This window comes from Planococcus sp. VCh962 (genome assembly GCF_057748275.1).
Window position 1 is genome coordinate 1 of record NZ_JBYLHS010000004.1, and the last position, 20,917, is coordinate 20,917.

At 43.5% G+C, this 20,917-nt stretch carries 20 protein-coding genes, 1 tRNA gene and 1 rRNA gene; 17 read left to right on the plus strand and 5 right to left on the minus strand.

Annotated features, from left to right (window positions below; genetic code table 11):
- Window positions 1-132: 132 nt before the first annotated feature.
- The 6 genes from rrf (at window position 133) to tsaD (ending at window position 3,117) form a co-directional block, all read left to right on the plus strand.
- Window positions 133-248, plus strand: a 5S ribosomal RNA gene (gene rrf / locus AC3AQ9_RS12705).
- A 13-nt stretch (window positions 249-261) separates the two neighbouring features.
- A tRNA-Asp gene (locus AC3AQ9_RS12710) sits at window positions 262-334 on the plus strand.
- Window positions 335-505: 171 nt separating this feature from the next.
- The gene (gene tsaE, locus AC3AQ9_RS12715) at window positions 506-961 is read left to right on the plus strand and encodes a tRNA (adenosine(37)-N6)-threonylcarbamoyltransferase complex ATPase subunit type 1 TsaE (protein ID WP_488307866.1); all 456 of its coding nucleotides are present in this window, start codon (window positions 506-508) and stop codon (window positions 959-961) included.
- Window positions 958-1,653: a tRNA (adenosine(37)-N6)-threonylcarbamoyltransferase complex dimerization subunit type 1 TsaB gene (gene tsaB, locus AC3AQ9_RS12720; protein WP_488307867.1), complete on the plus strand. Its 696-nt coding sequence runs from the start codon at window positions 958-960 to the stop codon at window positions 1,651-1,653. Before tsaE ends, tsaB begins: the two co-directional genes overlap by 4 nt.
- Window positions 1,650-2,105: a ribosomal protein S18-alanine N-acetyltransferase gene (gene rimI, locus AC3AQ9_RS12725; protein ID WP_488307868.1), complete on the plus strand. Its 456-nt coding sequence runs from the start codon at window positions 1,650-1,652 to the stop codon at window positions 2,103-2,105. Before tsaB ends, rimI begins: the two co-directional genes overlap by 4 nt.
- Window positions 2,098-3,117 (plus strand): tRNA (adenosine(37)-N6)-threonylcarbamoyltransferase complex transferase subunit TsaD, encoded by a 1,020-nt coding sequence (tsaD, locus tag AC3AQ9_RS12730; protein WP_488307869.1) that lies wholly within the window; start codon window positions 2,098-2,100, stop codon window positions 3,115-3,117. Before rimI ends, tsaD begins: the two co-directional genes overlap by 8 nt.
- Window positions 3,118-3,471: 354 nt before the next feature.
- Here tsaD and AC3AQ9_RS12735 read toward each other — a convergent pair whose 3' ends face one another.
- The gene (locus AC3AQ9_RS12735; protein ID WP_488307870.1) at window positions 3,472-5,412 is read right to left on the minus strand and encodes an ABC-F family ATP-binding cassette domain-containing protein; all 1,941 of its coding nucleotides are present in this window, start codon (window positions 5,410-5,412) and stop codon (window positions 3,472-3,474) included.
- 129 nt (window positions 5,413-5,541) lie between these two features.
- Here AC3AQ9_RS12735 and AC3AQ9_RS12740 point away from each other — a divergent pair, with 129 nt between their 5' ends.
- Window positions 5,542-6,174 (plus strand): redox-sensing transcriptional repressor Rex, encoded by a 633-nt coding sequence (locus AC3AQ9_RS12740; RefSeq protein WP_488307871.1) that lies wholly within the window; start codon window positions 5,542-5,544, stop codon window positions 6,172-6,174.
- A 50-nt stretch (window positions 6,175-6,224) separates the two neighbouring features.
- Here AC3AQ9_RS12740 and AC3AQ9_RS12745 read toward each other — a convergent pair whose 3' ends face one another.
- Window positions 6,225-7,016: a CPBP family intramembrane glutamic endopeptidase gene (locus tag AC3AQ9_RS12745; RefSeq protein WP_488307872.1), complete on the minus strand. Its 792-nt coding sequence runs from the start codon at window positions 7,014-7,016 to the stop codon at window positions 6,225-6,227.
- Window positions 7,017-7,209: 193 nt separating this feature from the next.
- Here AC3AQ9_RS12745 and groES point away from each other — a divergent pair, with 193 nt between their 5' ends.
- The 8 genes from groES to AC3AQ9_RS12785 all read left to right on the plus strand — a co-directional run bounded on the left by groES (window position 7,210) and on the right by AC3AQ9_RS12785 (window position 15,393).
- Entirely contained in the window at window positions 7,210-7,494 is a 285-nt protein-coding gene (groES, locus tag AC3AQ9_RS12750) for a co-chaperone GroES (protein ID WP_488307873.1), read from the plus strand.
- A 191-nt stretch (window positions 7,495-7,685) separates the two neighbouring features.
- Window positions 7,686-9,317, plus strand: coding sequence for a chaperonin GroEL (gene groL / locus AC3AQ9_RS12755; protein WP_488307874.1), 1,632 nt, complete (start codon window positions 7,686-7,688; stop codon window positions 9,315-9,317).
- A 327-nt stretch (window positions 9,318-9,644) separates the two neighbouring features.
- A complete protein-coding gene (locus AC3AQ9_RS12760) occupies window positions 9,645-10,508 on the plus strand; it encodes a metal-dependent hydrolase (RefSeq protein WP_488307875.1) in 864 nt (287 codons plus the stop codon).
- A gap of 317 nt (window positions 10,509-10,825) precedes the next feature.
- Complete coding sequence (locus AC3AQ9_RS12765) at window positions 10,826-11,767, plus strand: sensor domain-containing diguanylate cyclase (RefSeq protein WP_488307876.1); 942 nt, start codon at window positions 10,826-10,828, stop codon at window positions 11,765-11,767.
- Window positions 11,768-12,133: 366 nt separating this feature from the next.
- On the plus strand, window positions 12,134-13,108 hold the full coding sequence (locus AC3AQ9_RS12770; protein ID WP_488307877.1) for a tRNA dihydrouridine synthase: 975 nt from the start codon (window positions 12,134-12,136) through the stop codon (window positions 13,106-13,108).
- Window positions 13,077-13,553 (plus strand): hypothetical protein, encoded by a 477-nt coding sequence (locus AC3AQ9_RS12775; protein WP_488307878.1) that lies wholly within the window; start codon window positions 13,077-13,079, stop codon window positions 13,551-13,553. The genes AC3AQ9_RS12770 and AC3AQ9_RS12775 overlap by 32 nt, the downstream gene beginning before the upstream one ends.
- Before the next feature lie 518 nt (window positions 13,554-14,071).
- Window positions 14,072-14,932: a glycerophosphodiester phosphodiesterase gene (locus AC3AQ9_RS12780; RefSeq protein WP_488307879.1), complete on the plus strand. Its 861-nt coding sequence runs from the start codon at window positions 14,072-14,074 to the stop codon at window positions 14,930-14,932.
- A gap of 242 nt (window positions 14,933-15,174) precedes the next feature.
- Entirely contained in the window at window positions 15,175-15,393 is a 219-nt protein-coding gene (locus AC3AQ9_RS12785; protein WP_488307880.1) for a hypothetical protein, read from the plus strand.
- A 153-nt stretch (window positions 15,394-15,546) separates the two neighbouring features.
- Here AC3AQ9_RS12785 and AC3AQ9_RS12790 read toward each other — a convergent pair whose 3' ends face one another.
- From AC3AQ9_RS12790 to AC3AQ9_RS12800, 3 genes are all read right to left on the minus strand, one after another.
- Window positions 15,547-16,125 (minus strand): hypothetical protein, encoded by a 579-nt coding sequence (locus AC3AQ9_RS12790; RefSeq protein ID WP_488307881.1) that lies wholly within the window; start codon window positions 16,123-16,125, stop codon window positions 15,547-15,549.
- Between the two features lie 36 nt (window positions 16,126-16,161).
- Window positions 16,162-17,715, minus strand: a complete 1,554-nt coding sequence (locus AC3AQ9_RS12795; protein WP_488307882.1) for a hypothetical protein — start codon at window positions 17,713-17,715, stop codon at window positions 16,162-16,164.
- Window positions 17,716-17,868: 153 nt separating this feature from the next.
- Window positions 17,869-18,771 carry a LysR family transcriptional regulator gene (locus AC3AQ9_RS12800; RefSeq protein ID WP_488307883.1) on the minus strand — a complete coding sequence of 301 codons (903 nt, stop codon included), beginning with the start codon at window positions 18,769-18,771 and terminating at the stop codon, window positions 17,869-17,871.
- A gap of 257 nt (window positions 18,772-19,028) precedes the next feature.
- Here AC3AQ9_RS12800 and AC3AQ9_RS12805 point away from each other — a divergent pair, with 257 nt between their 5' ends.
- Together AC3AQ9_RS12805 and AC3AQ9_RS12810 are read left to right on the plus strand one after the other, a co-directional pair.
- Window positions 19,029-20,081, plus strand: coding sequence for an ABC transporter substrate-binding protein (locus tag AC3AQ9_RS12805; RefSeq protein ID WP_488307884.1), 1,053 nt, complete (start codon window positions 19,029-19,031; stop codon window positions 20,079-20,081).
- A 33-nt stretch (window positions 20,082-20,114) separates the two neighbouring features.
- Window positions 20,115-20,903 carry an ABC transporter ATP-binding protein gene (locus AC3AQ9_RS12810; RefSeq protein ID WP_488307885.1) on the plus strand — a complete coding sequence of 263 codons (789 nt, stop codon included), beginning with the start codon at window positions 20,115-20,117 and terminating at the stop codon, window positions 20,901-20,903.
- Window positions 20,904-20,917 lie beyond the last annotated feature (14 nt).

The window sequence follows — 20,917 nt, forward strand, 5'->3', positions numbered from 1 at the left end:
TGAGGTAGATAGGTTCGGGGTGGAAGCGCGGCGACGCGTGCAGCTGACGAATACTAATCGATCGAGGACTTAACCAACAACAGTTTGAATCAATGTCGCATATCCGGTTTTGAGGGCGCAAGCACTCATCAGTCCAGTGACGATGGCAAAGAGGCCACACCCGTTCCCATCCCGAACACGGCAGTTAAGCTCTTTTGCGCCGATGGTAGTTGGGGGTCTCCCCCTGTGAGAGTAGGACGTCGCTGGTCTGTTTTTTTTTTTGGTCCCGTGGTGTAGCGGTTAACATGCCTGCCTGTCACGCAGGAGATCGCCGGTTCGATCCCGGTCGGGACCGTTATTTTCAAGATAAACACAGCGATCTCGCTGTGTTTATTTTTTTTGTTTTAAATAAAAAATGATAAAGAAATTGTGCTTCTTTTCTTAAAAGAGCTTCTGAAGGAATATATTTTGATTTACTGCTATTTCTTCGCTAAACTATGTTAAGACTCAAATGAGGTGGCCTATAATGATTTATACAATAGAAGTTAATTCTCCTGAAGAAACTGAAGAATTTGCGGCTAAGCTTGCAGGCTTTTTACAGCCGCAGGATCTTTTGACACTTGAAGGAGATCTAGGAGCCGGAAAAACCACATTCACCAAAGGGCTGGCCAAAGGCCTTGGCATAGAGCGGATGGTGAATAGCCCGACGTTCACTATTTTAAAACAATACGAAGGCGATTTGGATTTAAACCATTTTGATGTGTACCGGTTGGAAAATAGCGATGAAGACATCGGTTTTGATGAACTGTTTGAAAGCCAGGCGGTTTCTGTAATCGAATGGGCGAAATTTATAGAAGAATACCTGCCAAATGAACGTTTGGAAATCAACATTACCCGACAGTCGGAAGAAAGCCGGATCATTGAGCTCCGACCGCTTGGCGCTCGATATGAAATTTTGTGCAAGGAGCTAAATTTATCATGATCTATCTAGGAATTGATACCTCAAATTCTCCATTGGCGATTGCGCTGATGTCAGATGAAACCGTTCTAATAGAAGAAACAACCAACTTAAAGATCAATCATTCTTTGACTGCAATGCCTGCTATTGAGGAAATGATGAAAAAAGCGAAAATTACTCCAAAAGATGTCACGCATATTGCTGTGGCTGAAGGCCCGGGTTCCTATACTGGAGTCCGGATCGGTTTAACGATTGCCAAAACACTGGCATGGTCGCTAAAAATTCCTCTTCATATGGTTTCGAGCTTAAAGGTTCTGGCAGCTAATGGGCAATACTTTGACGGCGTCATCTGTCCAATTATGGATGCCCGCCGAGGAACAGTCTTTACCGGCCTTTATGATGGGTATAGTTTGGAATCAGTGATTGCAGATCAGCACAGTGATTTGAAGGAGTTTTTGAGTAAAGTCAAAGCACTCAATAAGCCGGTTTTATTCACTGGGGTTGATATTGCGATTCATGAAGTGGCTATTCGGGAAGCAATGGGCGACTTGGCTCTGTTTAGTGCACCTCAAAACCGTTTGCCGCGTGCGACTAACTTGATTATGCTGGCAAAGGACGTTCCATCAGAGGATGTCCATCATGCGGTTCCTGAATACCAGCGCATCACAGAAGCAGAGGCCAACTATATCAAAAGCCAAGAAGGCCAAGTGCTATGAGTGCCGAGGTAAGGTTTCGCAAAATGACGGTAAAAGACATTAATGAGGTATATGAGATTGAAAAATTGTCTTTTACTTTGCCTTGGACGAAAGAATCTTTCTTTTACGAAATGCTGCATAACGAAAATGCCTATTATGTAGTCGCTGAAACAGACAAAGGGATAATAGGGTATTGTGGAATGTGGCTTATTTTGGATGAGTGCCATGTAACGAATATTGCCATCCATCCGGATGAACGAGGGAAAAAGTTAGGTGAGCGCTTGATGGAGGCCGCCATAGAAACGGCAAAAGCGCATGGAGCGATTCTGATGACACTTGAAGCGAGAGTCAGTAACACCGTAGCACAGAATCTGTACCGGAAATTGGGATTTAAAAATGGTGGCATCCGAAAACGGTATTATACCGATAATCTGGAAGATGCCATAGTGATGTGGGTGAATTTTAATGAATGAAGATATTTATGTATTGGGCATTGAAACGAGCTGCGATGAAACAGCAGCTTCCATCGTCAAAAACGGCCGGGAAATCGTTTCAAATGTGGTAGCGTCTCAAATAGAAAGCCATAAGCGCTTTGGCGGTGTGGTACCGGAAATTGCTTCCCGGCATCATGTCGAGCAAATCACGATTGTAATTGAAGAAGCTTTATCACGTGCCAATATGGAACCGCATCAGCTGGATGCCGTCGCGGTAACAGAAGGCCCTGGATTAGTAGGAGCTTTATTGATCGGTGTGAATGCAGCAAAAGCTTTTGCCTTTGCCCATAGCTTGCCGCTTGTCGGCGTCCATCATATTGCGGGGCATATTTATGCCAACCGTTTGGAACAGGAAATGGAATTCCCGTTATTGGCTCTTGTAATTTCAGGAGGCCATACGGAATTGATTTATATGAAAGAGCATGGCAGCTTTGAAGTAATCGGGGAGACCCGTGACGACGCAGCCGGAGAAGCTTATGACAAAGTGGCAAGAACACTGAACCTACCTTATCCAGGAGGTCCGCATATCGACCGTTTGGCGCATCAAAGCGACGGTGCCATTGATTTTCCTCGGGTATGGCTGGAGGAAGGATCTTATGATTTCAGTTTCAGTGGCTTGAAATCTTCTGTTTTAAATTATATGCATAATGCCAAGCAGCGCGGTGAAGTAGTGCCGCCTGAACATGTGGCTGCAGGCTTCCAGAACAGCGTAGTTGAAGTGGTGACTGCGAAGGCATTGAGAGCTGCTGAACAGTATAAAGCACGCCAAGTGATTGCTGCCGGTGGCGTGGCTGCAAATAAAGGGCTCAGAACTTCTTTATCTGCCGCTTTTGCGGAAAAAGGCATTCCGTTCTTTATCCCATCCTTGCCGCTTTGCACAGACAATGCGGCGATGATTGCGGCGGCAGGAACGGTCATGTTCGAAAATGGCATTACTGGAAATATGGCTATGAACGGCCGTCCAGGAATGGCTTTAACTTCATGGAAATAAAGGCTCAGTTGGAACCGGTTTTTTAGGTTTCAGCTGAGTTTTTTTGTTGTTTTCAGACTCTTTTATGGACAAAAAAGACGTTCGCTGTCAATAGAGAACATTTGTACTTATGCACAATTTGTGTATAACATGTTCATAACTTTCTGAAAAACACCCTTTTTCCTATATCTTGTGTACTATTAAGGGGAAAACTATGTGGATAACATTTTAAAAAACTGTGGATAATGTGGAAAACCCTGTTGATAGTTGATTTAATCATGCGGAGCTTGTGAGCAACTTTGTGGAAATAAATATTTCGCGAAAAGGTGTTGACCTATATATAGGGAAATGAAAACCGCATACAATAGTATGCGGTCAATGGTCCACTTTTTCAAGCTGTTCTTGCAGTTCCAGCCACGTCAGCATTTTTTCTTCATGCGTTTCTTTCAGTTTGTCGAGCTGGTTTTGTAGAGGAAGGACTTTTTCATGGTCCTGGAAAACTTCCGGCTTGCACAGCAATTCTTCAATCTCGGCAATTTGCTGATCGAGCTTTTCCATCTCCTGCTCGGTTTCTTCTGTCTGGCGCTGCAGTTGGCGTTCCAGTTTTTTCGCTTCTTTATTGATTTGTGAAGTGGTGGCCACTGGAACCGTTTTAACTACGACAGCTTTTTCTGCATCTTCAAGTGCTTGCAGCTCTTCCATTTCCAGTTTCTTTTCCACGTAATAGTCATAGTTGCCCAAGTATTCAGTAGTGCCATTTTGGGTCAATTCCAAGACTTTAGTGGAAAGGCGGTTCATGAAATACCGGTCATGGGAAACGAATAAAATTGTACCCGGATAATCGATCAGAGCATTTTCCAGCACTTCTTTGCTATCGAGATCCAAGTGGTTGGTGGGCTCATCGAGAAGCAGCACATTGGCTTTTTGCATCATCAGCTTAGCAAGCGCAACCCGCGCTTTTTCGCCTCCGGATAGTGTGGAAATCGGTTTTAATACATCGTCACCTGAAAACAGGAAACGCCCCAGAATACCACGGATATCTTTTTCATTGATATGCGGGTAATCATCCCATAATTCATTCAATACGAGTTTGTTGCCTTTTAAGTTGGCTTGTTCCTGGTCATAATAGCCGAACTGGATGCCGGTGCCGTAATGAATGGTACCGCCGAGTGGTTTCAGTTCTTTCATGATCGTTTTCAAAAGCGTCGATTTGCCAACGCCATTGGGTCCGACAAGTGCCAAACTATCTTGGCGGTATAGTTTCAATGAGATATTCTGTGAAACCGGCTGGCTGCCGTAGCCGATGGCAAGCGATTGGACATTCAAGACATCGTTGCCGCTTTGTTTTTCAATGGTAAAGCCGAAACGTGCAGATTTCTCATCGCCGTCAGGCGCACCCATCCAATCAGTTTTCTCCAGAACCCGTCTGCGGCTTTGCGCCATTTTTGTGGTGGAGGCACGGACCAAGTTGCGCTGGACGTAATCTTCAAGCTTTGCTTTTTCGCTTTGCTGCTTCTCGAATTGCTTTAAATCGAGTTCGTATTGCTTCGCTTTTTCATCGAGATAGCGGCTGTAGTTGCCCGTATACTTTTTGACGCGATGACGGGATACTTCATAGACAAGTGTTACCACTTGATCGAGGAAGTAGCGGTCATGCGAAACAATCAGCAAAGCGCCCGGATAGTTCTTCAAATAATTTTCGAGCCAGCTCAAAGTTTCAATGTCCAAGTGGTTGGTGGGCTCATCGAGAATCAAGAGCTGTGGTTTGCTGAGCAGCAATTTGGCGAGCATCAAGCGCGTTTTCTGGCCGCCTGATAAGGAAACCACTTTTTTATCATAGTCTTCCGGATAGAATTTCATGCCATGAAGGATGGCCCTTGTGTCGGCTTCAAACTGATAGCCGCCTGCATCTTTGAAATCGTGCTGCAATGTATCGTATTCGTGCATGACTTTTTCATATTGCGCGGCATCATCGTAAACGTCCGGATCGGCCATTTTCGCTTCGAGTTGGCGAAGCTTTGCTTCCTGTTCACGGAAATGACTGAAAATCGTCATCATTTCGTCCCAAATGGTCGCTTCTGATTCCAGGTCGGTTTGTTGTTCCAAATAGCCGATAGTCAAGTCTTTCGGCATGATGATATCGCCGCTGTCGTAAGACATTTCACCGGATATGATTTTTAGCAAAGTTGATTTTCCTGCGCCGTTGCGGCCCACGAGTGCAACGCGGTCGCGGTGTTGGACTTCCAATTTGACGCCGGAGAGGATTTCATCCGCTCCAAACGATTTATGGACTTGGTTTACTTGTAAAACAATCATGTGGGTCACCTCTATTCTCTTTTAAGTGTAGCCGATGGGCGGGTTGTTCGCAATCAAGCCAGCTTTACATATCGGGCCGCCTCATGTAAGATAAAATCGATTTGATACGACCGCAGGAGGTAACGTTGCATGTTACATGAACCATCAAAAATTCCGCAAGCCACAACTAAACGATTGCCGCTTTATTACCGTTTTCTCCAGAACTTCGCGAACGCCGGACAAAAACGGATTTCCTCTCAGGAATTGAGTGAAGCGATGAAAATCGACTCGGCCACCATTCGCCGGGATTTTTCCCATTTGGGCGCTTTGGGCAAAAAAGGGTATGGCTATGATGTTCAGGACCTGCTCGCATTTTTCCGGAAAACCCTCGACCAGGACGAAGCGACCAATGTGGCGCTGATCGGTGTCGGGAATTTGGGAAGTGCGTTTTTAAAGTACAATTTCCAGCGCAACCACAACACCAAGATTGTTCTCGCATTCGATTCGAACTCGCCGTATGAAGGTGAACAAATCAGTGGGATTGATACGTATCATCCGGACCGCATTGAAGAAAAGATAGAGGAATTAGGGATTGAACTGGTCATTTTGACCGTGCCTTCACGCTCTGCCCAAGAAGTGACGGATCGCCTCGCGAAAACCGACATTAAAGGCATCTTGAATTTCACGCCTGTCCGCATCTCGGTTCCGGACCATATTCGTGTGCAGACAATCGATTTGTCTGTAGAACTGCAAACGCTTATTTACCAAATCAAGCAGCAATAGAAAAGCCTTCCGCCGAATCAATTCGGGGAAGGCTTTTCTTGCTTTCTTCATTACTGCATATTTTCGAGCTGCTTCAGGAAGTTCTCGATTTTATCCATATTCAATTGAATCAGCATGACATAGCCGTTCAGCATGATGTGCGCAATAATCGGAGTGATGATGCGTTTCGTTCTTTGGTAAAGGAAGGCCAGTATCAAGCCCGTAGTAAAGTACAGCAGCAAATGGCTGAATTCCATATGGACAAGGCCAAAAACCAAGGCACTGACAGCAGTGGCCACAAAGAAGTTGGTGGTTTGGTTCAATGAACCGAACACAACGCGGCGGAATACGAGTTCTTCCAAAATCGGTCCGAATAACACGACAGCGAGAATCGCCATTGGAACCACTTCGGCAATATTGACGAGTGCCATGGTGTTTTCAGATCCAGCTTCGATGCCTATGGACATTTCAATCATGGCTGCAATAGATTGTCCAATCAGCAATAGCAGAAAGCCAAGGGCACCCCAGCCGATGGCAGCAGGAAGGCTTGCTTTTTTGCCTTTCCAGATATCGAAAAAGCGTTTGTCGCGCAAAATGACGATCATCGTTACAATAAACCCGGTACCCATAGTGAACACAATCAGCCAGCCGGAAGTGGAGGCCAATGCGGTAGCTTCATCCAAGCCTTGGCCACGGAAATAATTCAGTGTCGGTGCAATAAATAAAATCGGTGCAAGCTGCACAACGATGAAAATCAACAATACATATAGCGGCGTTTTTTTGCCTTTCCGGCTTGTTTTCATACTGAACTTCTGTTTGCCGGAACGGTCTGTATCAGCTTTAGCTTTTACATTTATTTTCATACACAGATTTCCTTTCGTTTCACGGATTACTACTATTGTAGAGGTTTCAAAACCGAACCGCAAAGAATTAAAAAAAGTGAATGTTTAGACTTGCAAAAGGCAAGGGATTTTATTAAACTGAGAAGTGGGTTAGCACTCTAGGTGTTAGAGTGCTAATGGAAACGATTTAGATAATCTGAGGAGGGTGTTTCAATTGTTAAGACCATTAGGAGATCGCGTAATTATTGAGCTTGTAGAAGCAGAAGAAAAGACTTCAAGCGGAATTGTACTGCCGGGTTCGGCACAGGAAAAACCGCAGGAAGGCAAAGTGATCGCTGTAGGTAATGGAGTTATCCGTGACAATGGACAGCGCACTGAACTGGAAGTCAAAGAAGGCGACCGGATCATCTTCTCAAAATACGCAGGCACTGAACTTAAATATGAAGGCAAAGAATACTTAATCTTACGCGAAAACGATATTTTAGCAGTATTGGGTTAATAAATTGTAGTGCTGATATTCCGCAAGCCAGCTTCGCTTGCCGCGGGCGAGCGCCAAGCCGCTTCGTCGCTGCGCTCCTGCAGGGTCTCGGCTTTCTCGCTTTCCCGCAGGCGTCTACGCTGCCTTGCTTCATATCACTTAGTAAACTATTTTAATTTAGAATGGTAATTAGATAGAGGAGGAAACTACAGATGGCAAAAGAAATTAAATTCAGCGAAGATGCACGCAGTTTAATGGCTGCTGGTGTTGATAAATTAGCAGATGCAGTAAAAGTGACGCTTGGGCCAAAAGGGCGCAACGTAGTACTTGAAAAGAAATTCGGTTCACCTCTTATTACTAACGATGGTGTAACCATTGCGAAAGAAATCGAACTTGAAAACGCATTTGAAAACATGGGCGCGAAATTGGTTGCTGAAGTAGCTTCTAAGACGAACGACATCGCAGGGGACGGTACGACAACTGCAACGGTTCTAGCGCAAGCAATGATCCGTGAAGGCTTGAAAAACGTTACAGCTGGTGCAAACCCTGTCGGTATCCGCCGCGGTATTGAAATGGCAGTGGAAAGCGCTGTTGAAGGCTTGAAATCTGTTTCCCAGCAAATCGAAGGAAAAGAATCAATCGCACAAGTTGCAGCGATTTCTTCTGGAGACGCTGAAGTAGGTAACTTGATCGCTGAAGCAATGGAGCGCGTTGGCAACGACGGCGTTATCACGCTGGAAGAGTCCCGTGGCTTCACAACGGAACTTGATGTCGTGGAAGGTATGCAATTCGACCGCGGATATCAGTCTCCTTACATGGTAACAGATTCTGAGAAAATGGAAGCTGTCCTGGACAACCCATTCATTTTGGTTACAGATAAGAAAATCGGCAACATCCAGGAAATCCTTCCTGTATTGGAGCAGGTTGTACAACAAAGCAAACCGCTATTGATCGTTGCAGAAGACGTTGAAGGCGAAGCACTTGCTACATTAGTAGTAAACAAATTGCGTGGAACATTCAATGCAGTAGCTGTTAAAGCTCCTGGATTCGGTGACCGCCGCAAAGCTATGCTTGAAGACATCGCAACGTTGACTGGCGCTGAAGTGATTACAGAAGATCTTGGCCTTGAGCTGAAATCGACAAACATTACTCAACTTGGCCGTGCTTCTAAAGTTGTTGTTTCAAAAGAAAACACAACAATCGTTGAAGGTGCTGGAGACCAAGCGAAAATCGTTGGCCGCGTAACACAAATCCGCAGCCAATTGGAAGAAACAACTTCTGAATTCGACAAAGAGAAATTGCAGGAGCGTTTGGCTAAACTAGCTGGCGGTGTTGCAGTCATTAAAGTCGGAGCGGCTACTGAAACTGAGTTGAAAGAACGCAAACTTCGCATTGAAGATGCATTGAACGCAACTCGTGCAGCAGTTGAAGAAGGTATCGTTGCGGGTGGTGGTACTGCTCTTATCAACGTATACAACCAAGTGGCAGAACTTCTTGAGTCTCAAGAAGGCGACGTAGCAACAGGCATCAACATCGTTCTTCGTGCACTTGAAGAGCCAGTTCGCCAAATCGCAACAAACGCAGGGCTTGAAGGATCCATCATCGTTCACCGCCTGAAATCAGAAGAAGTCGGCATCGGCTTTAACGCAGCTAACGGCCAGTGGGTCAACATGCTTGCAGAAGGAATCGTCGACCCAACTAAAGTGACGCGTTCAGCATTACAAAACGCAGCTTCTGTTGCGGCAATGTTCTTGACTACTGAAGCAGTTGTAGCAGACATCCCTGAACCAGCAGCACCAATGGGCGGAATGCCTGATATGGGCGGCATGGGCGGCATGATGTAATCTAGTCCCAATATTTAAAGCGCCAACTCCTTATTAGGAGTTGGCGCTTTTTGTGTATGGAAGCATAATTAGAAGAAAACGCCTCTGTATGTAGTGAAGTCCCGCATCAGCTAACAGTTGAGGTATGACATAATGAACGGGAAAATTCCGGACTTAATTCTGCCATAATTATTTCCCATTCATCGTATGCCGGTTTCAAATGTTTTTATCTCCATACTTGAACGTTCTATAATACAGAATAAAGATAAGAGCTTTTTCAATCTCCTATTCGGCTGTTTGGAGTACAATTTATTGATGCAAGGATAAGAAAATATTGGAGGCAGCACTTTGGATACCATTACACATACCTTATTCGGACTCACATTGTACGGAACAGTGGATAAAAAAGAAATGGATAAAAATCATAAGCGGGCTTATTTACTTACAGCGGTAGGAGCAAGCCTGATTCCCGATATAGATGTCATTTCACGTTTGTGGGATACTGCAGGGCAATATCAGATGTGGCATAGAGGCATCACACATTCTATTTTCCTGACACCGCTATGGGCAGCTTTCCTCTTTTTTATTTGTGTTATCATTTTTAAAGTAAAAGATAAAAAGCTGTTTTTTCTTGGTTGGCTGGCTGTGTTTATTCATATCACCAGTGATCTGTTTAATGCATGGGGGACAGGTTATCTGGAGCCTTTCTTAAATACTCGAATTACCTTCGGAACCATTCCCATCGTTGATTTGGTGTTCTGGGCCATTATGGGGATCGCTTTTGTTTTATCGAAAAAAAATAAGCAAAAGTCGCCTTACTATTTCAAAATGGCTTGGGTATTGATAAGTCTTCACCTCATTATTCAAAGCATTCAAGGGTTCCTCATATACAATCAATACGATGAAAAATACGATCAGGTCGCTCTTTCTGCTGATTTTATTCCTTGGACCTATTCAGTCATTGTGAAACAGGACGATACCGTAACCATTTTCAAAGATAATTTGTTCCAGGATCCAAAAGAACAATACGTTCTGCCTTCAGATGAAGATGCAGATCTTAACTACTTATTCTCCCAGCGTCCTGAAGCAAAAACACTTTACGAATGGTCGCCTTTTGTTGTTGTAGTGGATGATGGAAAGCGCTTGGGGTTATATGATCCGCGTTTTTACCGTAATGGACAGTCGTTTCTATTTGAATATATTGAGAGGTAAAATCCTGGAAGATCATCTAATGAAGGTTCTGTTTTTCAAATCACCCAGGAACAGTTGGAATAATAATCACTAAAAAAGAACTCTAAACTCCTTATTATGAAGGGACTAGAGTTCTTTTTGTTTTTGCTCCCATATATATTCGCTTGAATTTTGGGAAAAGTTGTTATTATGTGCTGTGAAAAATGATACACTTAATACTATTGAGCAATTTAGTTGAAGAGTCTTACTCTTTTAACTGATAGTCAAAAGTATATATAGTTTGTTTAATGGCAAGATTAACCAATCGAAATAAATTATGATAATAATCGAGGTGCTTTATGGCGATCACGTTGCAAGAGTTGCAGATGTATAAAAATTTTGATGAGCTGGCTAGTGATGTGCTGGATTTGGCAAAAGAAATTTTGCCTGATCAATTGCTTTATTTAACGTCTTTTAGCGATACCCAGCAAATTATTTTAAAGCTTTCAAATTATGATACAAGGATTCTTTTGACGGAAGGAATGATGATTAACCTTGGCGACACGGTTTGTGACCGGATTGATTTTGAAAACAAACATCCATTAATCTATGAAGACATTACGGAACAAACTTGTCCGAGTGAATTAAGAAATGCACTTGAAGGTGTCAATGCTAAGTCGTATTTGGGGATTCCTATTTCTTTTATTGATGGAGAGCGGTTTGGGACATTATGTGCGGTACATCATGAGCAAAGCCGATTTGACGAGAAGAGCATCACCATGCTTCAAAGAATAGTCAGGATGTTTTCTTACTATTTGGTTCTGGAGCGTGTTGCCTATCGTGATGCTTTAACTGAACTATACAACCGGCATTACCTTTCCAGATTTTTTGAAGAACATTCCGAATCAGGAGGAGCGGTATTCTTTCTCGATTTGGATGGATTTAAAAAGGTCAACGATATACACGGCCACGATACCGGGGACCTGGTGTTAAAAGAAGTTGCGTCTAAGCTTGAAAAATTTGCAGATGACTACGACGATGCCTTTGCAGTCCGGTTAGGCGGAGATGAATTTATCGTCCATTTTCCGCACATATTGAGCAAAGAGGAAATGAGTGAACGGGCGGAACATGTACTCGGCAGTTTAAGTACATGGGACGCCAACTATCAACTCTCTACAAGCCTTGGAATTGCTTCTTATCCTAGCGGGAGTACTAATGATTTGAACACCGTTCTTAAAAATGCGGATGAAGCCTTATATCGGGCAAAAAAAGCAGGAAAGAACACGTATAAATTCTTTTAAGCAGCTCTTCTGAAAGGGCGGCATGTTCTGTTCCCTTACAAGAGGTTGTTGATCAAAAGAAGCGCCAATTCCTTTAGCGGATTTGGCGCTTCTTGCGTAAAGAAAGAAGTGTACGGCATTTGAAAATGACTGGGAGCATGCCTAAATTATTTTCGGAAAGTGGCAGGGGAATTAGACGTGCTCAATAGGAAGTCTATTTAAAGCACCCTGCTTTTCACAACTGCGTGACTCGTGTAAACTATGTAAGATTAAGAAAAATTGAGATGGCGCTATAATGGAAATTGAGGGTTTTATTTCAGTATAGATGAAGAGTTTTGGATGAAGGGCTGTTCCTCCGTCCCGTAATGAAAGGATTGAAGTTTGAGAATGAAAGAAAATTTTTGGCGTGATTTGCCGCGGCCGTTTTTTATCTTGGCGCCGATGGAAGAAGTCACGAATGTGGTTTTTCGAAAAGTGGTGGCGAAAGCGGCACGTCCGGACGTGTTTTTTACGGAATTTACGAATACGGAAAGTTACTGCAACCCAGACGGCATTTTTAGTGAACAAGGGCGATTGACGTTTACAGAAGATGAACAGCCGATCGTGGCGCATATATGGGGAAATAAACCCGAGCAGTTCCGGGAAATGAGCATCGGCATGGCGAAACAAGGCTTTAAAGGAATCGATATCAATATGGGCTGTCCGGTGCCGAACGTAGCGACCAAAGGAAAAGGCAGCGGCATGATCCGCTTTCCAGATAACGCAGCGGAAGTCATCCAGGCCGCTAAAGCGGGCGGATTGCCGGTCAGTGTGAAGACCCGGCTTGGCTATACCGATGTGGGTGAGTGGAAAGGCTGGCTGTCGCATGTCTTGGAGCAGGACATCGCCAATTTGTCGATCCACCTGCGCACGAAAAAAGAATTGAGCGCAGTACCTGCGCATTGGGAACTGATTCCGGAAATCAAGGCTTTGCGGGATGAGCTGGCGCCGGATACGCTGTTGACGATCAATGGCGATATCCCGGATTACCAAACAGGTATGGAGCTTGCCGACAAATACGGCATCGATGGCGTCATGATCGGGCGCGGAATTTTCCAGAATCCGTTTGCCTTTGAAAAAGAGCCGCGGGAGCACAGCACCGAGGAATTCCTTGGCCTCTTGAAACTGCAGCTGGATCTCCATGATCAATATTCCACAGAAACAGAACCGCTGCCGTTCAGGCCGCTGCGCCGTTTCTTTAAGATCTATGTCAGCGCCATTCCGGACGCCGAGGAGTTGAAAAATCAATTACTGAAGACGGAGTCGACGGATGAAGTGCGGGCTTTGCTTCATGAATTTGAGCAAAGAATCGCAGTTGGTTGAAAAGCCAAACCACTTAAATGAAACTTCTGAGAAGACCTTTTGCAAGTTCCATGAACTTGCAAAAGGTCTTCTTTTTCACTTTGATGAAGCTGCAGTAACGAGTTGTCCCATCAACTCATATAGCTTAAGAGAATGGCCAAAAAATGAAGAGCGAGACATGTTTATCGATGGAGATATGAGGGGAATAATCATATTACAAACAGTTTCGCTTCAAAACTGGCGCTTTTTTTGCGTCAAGAAACGAGACGTATTGTTGAATGAATTACAGATTGTGGAGGTAAGAAAAATGAATCAAACAAATCAAATAAAAGCCATGGAAACACGCACAAGAGAGAATCAGGTTGTTTTTTTCAAAAGCCAGGAGGAATTTGCGAAAGCTTTGAGAGAAGGAACAGGAGCAGGTGATAAAATCGGTTTTGCTGAAGAACTAAGAGAAGATGAATAACGAAACGGACAGCTCCTGCAGAAGGAGCTTTTTCATTTTCACAAAAACCATCTTATCAAAAAAGCCTTCCATAATTTTTTATCGAATTTCTACATTAAAATTTCTTGCCTCGGCTGATGAATCAAAAAAGTATTATAAAGATAAAACGCTTATATGTATCTGCCTTCGTTTACATCATTGCCTGTGCTGTTTTGGGTATCATAGCAGCAGCAGGTCTTCATCCGAAGAATGATCTTTTAAGCAAAACTTATGCAGTAGCCAAAAACAAAACTGTATAATATCAAAACATAATCTGTATTATTCTTCCCAAATCAGGGTCATTATTTTCGGAAATGTAAGAAACAACTATAAAAAAAGCGTCAACTCCTTTGCTGGAAATGGCGCTTTTTTTGATTGCTTCATAAAAGGGAATCTAAAGGGAAGTACATATATTTCCTTTACATTTCTTAATATGTTATTAATACCCACTTTATAGTCACTGCTTATAATTAGGTTGAACTTAAATAAGGAGTGGTTAAATGAAACGAATGAGCACTATTTTAGCTGTAAGTATTGCGATGACAAGCTTTACTGGACCTGTACTTGCTGCTGAACACGGGGAAGTAAGCGAAATGATATCGAAACAGGAACAGCAAAAAATGGTAAACGTAGCACATCGCGGTGCTTCTGGACATGCACCAGAGAACACGATGGAAGCCTTCCAAAAAGGATTTGAAATGAAGGCTGACTATATTGAAATTGATGTTCAAATGACGAAAGACGGGGAGCTTGTCGTGATTCATGACACCACAGTGGACCGTACAACAAATGGAACTGGCAAAGTGGGCGATTTAACGTTTGAGGAGATCAGACAGTTGGATGCAGGCAGCTGGTTTAGTGAAGACTATGCTGGTGAGAAGGTTCCGACCTTTGAGGAAGTATTAGATGCGTTTCGTGGAAAGGTCGGCATTTTAATCGAGTTGAAAGCGCCGGAACTTTATCCTGGGATGGAAGAGAAAGTTGCGGATGCTTTGATTGAAAGAAATATGGATATATCGAATAACGGGAAAATCATCATCCAATCCTTTAACCATGAATCCATGAAAAAATCTAAAGAACTTTTGCCGAATCTCTCTCATGGCGTTCTGGCAGGAGCGAGCTGGGCAAATGTAACGGAAGAACAATTAGATCAATTCGCTGCTTATGCTGATTATTTCAATCCCACTATGAACATTGTGACGGATGAAATGGTCAGTGATGTTCATGAAGCGGGGATGAAGATTTATCCATACACTTCAAGATCACAAGAACAAGCTCTACGTCTATTCGATCTGAATGTAGATGGAATCATTACAGATTATACGGAGCATGTCTATTATCATCCTGTAAAAAATAAATAATTTAATACTGGAAAGCTAGGCAGAGAATTCTTGATTTTGTGAACGGAATCCTTTATTTCTTATGATGAAAATATTTGGAATTAGAAAGCATCGGTGCTTGAAACCGATGCTTTTTTTAATCATCGAAGTAAGTATCTTGTGCTCATCCGTGCTATAATGAGGAACTTAGGATGATGACGGCATGTGTTCCCGATTGAATGGACGGCCAACCGCTTACCAATAAACTATAGAGGTGTAACAGAATGAATAAACGATGGACGATCGATAAAATTAGAGAATTCGTAGAAAAGAATTCAGACAGCACATTATTATCAACGGAGTACCACGGTTTTTCTCAAAAGCTGCTGTTTAAATGTTCATGCGGCAACAACTTTGAAAAGACTTTCACGAAATTCAACAAGAACAACCAGCGCAAATGCGACGTATGCCAACCGCCAAGAGAATCACGCGACGCAAAATAAATAAATTGAGGCACCCATTTCCATTCCATGGAGATTGGTGCTTTTTTATTGGCGTTTAAAAATGCATTTTCGATTGAAGAAAGCTAGTTAATTTAAAAGCAAAAAGTGCTAGACGATGTACAAGTTCATGTACAGGTCTAGCACTTTATTAAATTAATGCTGATGGGTTTCTTCTAAATTTTCATTGGATTCGCTCGGAACATTGGCTCCAACCGCAATTCCTAAAAAAAGAAGGAGGCTTGTCCCGGCAACCATCAGCGTCAATTTGCCGAAGCTTGATTTCTTTAAATTGTTCTGGGCTTTTTGAGCACCTGTTTCTTCTTCAATATGTTTGATCAACAGAATAACAACCAGTCCAGAAATCAGCATCAAGACGAAGCTGAAGAGATAAATGTATTCCGCAACGAGCATTTCCCCGAGCATGGCTCCCATCAGTCCGCCCATGACGCCGCCCAAAATCCCTTCAATGGCCGTCATGGAGTTGAACATAGCGCCTAAGATTAGTCCGGTACTCATACCGACAATCAGAGACAGGATACTATTCACTGAAAATGATTGAGTCAATGCGAGGATCGTCCCTATAATCAGGCCGTTCATCGTTCCAAGCGCCATTGCAGCAATCATGATGCTGTTGCAGGATACTTTCTCGCGGACTGGAAGGATCTTGGAATAGACAGCAGCAGTAGAGGCGATTACAGCTGACAAGGCAATGAATTGTAAAAACAGTTCCATTCAATCCACGCTCCTAAAACCAGTCATTTTTGTTTCTTAATGGCTGCAGCCGCATGAGCAAGAGCCGTTGTCATTTTCTTTTTTGGTGTCGCTGACTTTCGGCAAAAGCCATAACGGGTTGTTGCAGTATTTGTGCTCCGCTCCGACCATGCTCATGAATAATGGATGGTAATTCTCACAGATGTTCAATTCTGTCAGAACCCAGTCTTCCGGATCTTTGGCATAATGCTCCCAATAATCTCCGCCCATGTTCAAGCCAGGGACCGCTGGAATCCACGATTCGGACAATAAGATGTCCGGATCACCAAATTGAGCAGCTATTTCACGGATTTCAGGATCATCAAGCGCCATTAGGTGGCCATCTTGAATGATGGTTTCAGTCGTGCCGTCCAGCATTTCGCAAGTCATCGTCGGGAAGTACAGATGCACATGCCAATGGCCTACCGGCAAGCCTTGTTTGGCTGCTTCACGCTCGGCATGGCTTGAGATGATCGTGCCGAAGCCTAAATGGATAACGCCGCTGCGCATTCTTTCGTACAGACAGTTCAGCCAGCCGTTCAAGAAGTCTTTTCTTGGGCGGTGGATATGCGGATTTGTCCCGATTGAAGCTTCCCACCATCTGAATAACCCTTGATCAGGGAAGCCAGGGTATTGCAGGTGATCGGTTTCAGCTTTCAATTTCCGGAGCTTGTCGCCGTATTCGCCGCCTTCGTGGATTTCGGTGATTTTTCCGTTCACCACTTCCATCTGGATCCAAGGAACCGGACCGATATGGTTGCTAGTGCCGGCAATGACGCCAGTTGCGTCTTCGTTCGGCAGATACATCCAAGGACGTCCAAGAACATGGCCCGGCAAATTTGTTTTGCCGAATTCTTCGTTGCCTTTCCAGAACTTGCTCACCAATTCAGGATTGAAAAATTCACGGTTTTCATCGTAGTATTCCGCATGGTTTGTATAGGTTAAATCCGTGCCTTCCGGGTCCACAATATGGATGCGGCGTGAATTTCTGATTTTCTTCCATGTCCAGGCATCGATTGCTTCGATGATTTCATACGGAATCGTATGGGCAGGGGAAGCTGTGAGTTCCGGTGTGATAAACGGCATCCGCTGGATTTTGATTTTATTGGCTTTTAGTACGGGTCCGCCGTAGCCCCAAAGAAGTTTGTCGTACTCGTTCGCTTCCTCCATCTCTTCCCATTCATCCATCCACTCAGCCAATTCTTTCGTCCGGGCTAAATAGTATTCGACTTCGTTATGGCCTTTCCATTTGATGATTGGCCCTTTATCGATATGTTTGATCTCATATTTCGTATTGTATTTTTCAAGAATCATTTTACAGGCTTCGATGACCATCGGGTCGTGCCAGTTATCAACTCTGAGCAGCACGCGTTCGCCTGGCTGAAGATCCCAGCCTGCATGCAGACCGTGGTTATAAGGTCTTTTTGCAACCGCATCCAAAAATGGCAGCAAATCTTCCGGACCGTCGATTTTCACCATAGGCGGACATCTCGGTTTTTGCTTATTGATCAATGGAGGCGTATCGTATTTAGGTTTTCCTTTTACCACTTTTTCATTTTCTGAGATTTTCATTATGCCACTCCTCTTTTCAAAAGTTTATTTGAATAAAGAGTAGCATCCGTTTAAATATTCGTAAAATATATATTAAGTCTATTATTTATATGAAAAACGTATATATATTTTTGTTAATAAAATAAAAACCAGCAGTCCAAAAGGATTGCTGGCCTAGCTAAAGTATTCCATAAATCTTTTAGCGACAATGGAGAGGCGCCGGTCTTTCAGCCAAATCAAAGCGGACGGCCTGGCCATGATATCTGGGTTAACGATTTGCTTATAAATCAATTTGGAATCAGGAATCAGCTTTCCTCCAGACCTTGGAATGATGGTAATGCCGATATCGTGGTTGGCCCAACTGAGTAAAGTCATCAAATTGCTGCTCTCACAAATAATGCTGGGTTCAAAACCGGCATCCCGGCAGGCGCTTTTCACCATGTCAATGTCGTACATCGATTGGTTATAGACCGAAGTTCCTGCCGCGCGTCTCAATAGCATTAAAGGTTTATCTTTTAAATCAGCTAAATTTACAAAGTCGGGATCGTCATTGAATTCCAGATTGCGGCTCATTGCAGCAACCATGGGTTCGTCCGGCAAGCTGATCAACTCAAAAATTTCCTGATCGATGGGCAAACGAACAATGCCCAGTTCGATAATGCGCTTTTCGAGAAGCTCCATGATCCGGTTCGGATCTCCTTCCCATACTTGGAAAGTGACTTCTGGATATTTCATCCGGAAATCCTTCACTTTTATCGGCAGGATTTCTGCTCCGAGCGACGGAATCGTACCGATGTTCAATGTGCCGGTTATGCCGTGGGAAAGTTCTTTTAACTCCTGTTCCGTCTGGTCCAGCATCTCAATAATCTCTAGGGCTTTCTCATATAAAAATCTTCCCTCATCCGTAAGAATTAATTTTCTTGTGTTTCTTTCAAATAAAGTTGTATTCAACTCTTCTTCGAATAACTTAAGCTGCTGGCTGAGGGGAGGCTGCGACATATTCAGCTTTTTGGCCGCAAGAGAAATCTGGCCTTCTTCAACTATAGCTACAAAATATTTCATCCGTCTTAAATCCATCGATGATGCCACCTTAATTGATATTTGTAAATAATTAGATAATAGCATTATTTATAGGCAAAGGGTATAAGTAGACAACTATTTTTGTATTTTTTATAATTTTCAGTTTATGGTAACTTGAATTAACTCTCCTTGCATGAAGTAATCTTCTATTCGGAATTGCTGTTGTATGGCTCTTAACATTTGGGGAGGCAAAAGAGTGGTACAGCAAAAAGAAAGGGCTTACAAAAAATGAGAGATTAAAAGGAGGATAAACGATGAAGAAAATTTTACTGGCGGTATTGGTGGCAATAGTGGGGATTTTTGTGTTATCGGCATGTAATTCAGAACAAGCCACCAAAGGGGCATCTGCAGAAAGCGGGTTGAAAAAGACAAGTCTGGAACCATTGAGCAGCCCGGTTGATATTAAGATTGGCTATCCGACTCAAGGCGTTTCGCAATTACCGTTATGGGTCGCAAAAGACACAGGCATCTTTGAAAAATACGGTGTAAATGCTGAATTGGTGTATATAGCAGGGTCACCAAAAGTACAGGAAACCTTAAATGGAAATAGTATCCAGGCAGGGTTTACGGGAATTGAACCGGCGGGCAATGCAAAAGCAGCAGGTATTGATACCGTTACATTTTCCGCTACGGCACATAAAATTGCTGTATATATTTACGCATCAAAAGATATTGATACAACGAATATAAAAGAAGAAATCAAAGGGAAAACCATTCTTGCAGGAGCTGAAGGCTCATTATACGACCTGCTGGCGCAATCCTATATCAGAGAATTGGGCCTTGATCCTGAAAAAGACGTGGAATTTCTGCATATGGGCGGGGAAGGGGACCGGACAGCAGCGTTTCTTAAAGGAGCTGCAGATTTATACTTAGTAGCGCCTCCTACTTCATTCAAAATGGATGAAATGGATTATCCTAAAATCTATGATTTCTCTGATCAAGAAGTATTGATTCCTGGGCTTGTTATGAAAACAGATTACTACAAGGAAAATCAGGAGTTGGCTAAAGTGCTGGCCGCCTCGTTGATCGAAGCGAATAATTACATCAAAACCAATAAAGAAGAATCATTGAAAATCATTTCGAAATGGACGGGTATGGACGATCCGGAACTAATGGACAAAACATACGAAATAAACTTATCGACAATTCCTGAAAAGCCTTATATTTCAGATGAAACCGTCCAATTTTATTTGGAGAATTCACAGTTCGAGGAAGTAAGGGCATTGAAACCGGCGGATCTGGTTGATAACTCGATTATCCAGCAACTTGACGATTCCGGCTTTATTGATGAAGTATCCACTCCATAAACCATTTATAGCTCAGAAAGGGGCAGAGGCAGGATGAACAAAACTTCGACTAAACTGCAGTCAGAAAACGTGTATATTACCTATCCATTAAAAAATGGTGGAGAAGTAACGGCGGTAGAAGATTTTAACTTGGTTGTAGAAGAAGGGGAATTTGTCTGTATCGTAGGTCCGAGCGGCTGCGGGAAATCAACGGTGCTGGGGGCGGTTGCCGGTTTCCATGACATCAGTTATGGCAGCTTGTATTTGGATGGAAAAGAAATTACAGGTGCCGGACGGGACCGCGGAGTTGTCTTCCAGGACGCTTCGCTCTTTCCTTGGCGCACCGCGCTTGGCAATATCATCTACGGCTTGGAAGTGGCGGGGGTTCCAAAAAATGAGCGTCAGAAAAAAGGCGAGGAATTGCTGGAGTTGGTCGGATTGAATTCTTTCGGCAATCACTATCCGAACCAACTTTCTGGCGGCATGCAGCAGCGTGTCAATGTAGCCCGCGCGTTGGCAATTGAACCGAGCTTGATGCTGCTGGATGAACCATTTGGCGCATTGGATGCACAGACGAGAGAATTTATGCAGTTGGAATTATTGCGGATTTGGAAAGCGACGAAACAAACGATTTTATTCGTTACGCATGACATTGCAGAAGCAGTCTACCTTTCTGATCACGTAGTTGTTATGACCGCTCGCCCCGGGAAGCTGCTGGAGAGAGTGAAAATCGATCTGCCAAGGCCTCGGCCATTGGAAATCAAAAGAAGCAAGGAATTTACGGAGTACGAAAAATACATTTGGGATTTGATCGTAACTGAAAAACAAAAAAATGTGGTGTAAAGGAGGATTCATCA

Coding starts and splice junctions, on each gene's coding strand:
- tsaE (WP_488307866.1), top strand. CDS start 506: ATGATTTATACAATAGAAGTTAATTCTCCTGAAGAAACTGAAGAATTT.
- tsaB (WP_488307867.1), top strand. CDS start 958: ATGATCTATCTAGGAATTGATACCTCAAATTCTCCATTGGCGATTGCG.
- rimI (WP_488307868.1), top strand. CDS start 1,650: ATGAGTGCCGAGGTAAGGTTTCGCAAAATGACGGTAAAAGACATTAAT.
- tsaD (WP_488307869.1), top strand. CDS start 2,098: ATGAATGAAGATATTTATGTATTGGGCATTGAAACGAGCTGCGATGAA.
- AC3AQ9_RS12735 (WP_488307870.1), bottom strand. CDS start 5,412: ATGATTGTTTTACAAGTAAACCAAGTCCATAAATCGTTTGGAGCGGAT.
- AC3AQ9_RS12740 (WP_488307871.1), top strand. CDS start 5,542: ATGTTACATGAACCATCAAAAATTCCGCAAGCCACAACTAAACGATTG.
- AC3AQ9_RS12745 (WP_488307872.1), bottom strand. CDS start 7,016: ATGAAAATAAATGTAAAAGCTAAAGCTGATACAGACCGTTCCGGCAAA.
- groL (WP_488307874.1), top strand. CDS start 7,686: ATGGCAAAAGAAATTAAATTCAGCGAAGATGCACGCAGTTTAATGGCT.
- AC3AQ9_RS12765 (WP_488307876.1), top strand. CDS start 10,826: ATGGCGATCACGTTGCAAGAGTTGCAGATGTATAAAAATTTTGATGAG.
- AC3AQ9_RS12770 (WP_488307877.1), top strand. CDS start 12,134: ATGAAAGAAAATTTTTGGCGTGATTTGCCGCGGCCGTTTTTTATCTTG.
- AC3AQ9_RS12775 (WP_488307878.1), top strand. CDS start 13,077: ATGAATTTGAGCAAAGAATCGCAGTTGGTTGAAAAGCCAAACCACTTA.
- AC3AQ9_RS12780 (WP_488307879.1), top strand. CDS start 14,072: ATGAAACGAATGAGCACTATTTTAGCTGTAAGTATTGCGATGACAAGC.
- AC3AQ9_RS12785 (WP_488307880.1), top strand. CDS start 15,175: ATGAATAAACGATGGACGATCGATAAAATTAGAGAATTCGTAGAAAAG.
- AC3AQ9_RS12790 (WP_488307881.1), bottom strand. CDS start 16,125: ATGGAACTGTTTTTACAATTCATTGCCTTGTCAGCTGTAATCGCCTCT.
- AC3AQ9_RS12795 (WP_488307882.1), bottom strand. CDS start 17,715: ATGAAAATCTCAGAAAATGAAAAAGTGGTAAAAGGAAAACCTAAATAC.
- AC3AQ9_RS12800 (WP_488307883.1), bottom strand. CDS start 18,771: ATGGATTTAAGACGGATGAAATATTTTGTAGCTATAGTTGAAGAAGGC.
- AC3AQ9_RS12805 (WP_488307884.1), top strand. CDS start 19,029: ATGAAGAAAATTTTACTGGCGGTATTGGTGGCAATAGTGGGGATTTTT.
- AC3AQ9_RS12810 (WP_488307885.1), top strand. CDS start 20,115: ATGAACAAAACTTCGACTAAACTGCAGTCAGAAAACGTGTATATTACC.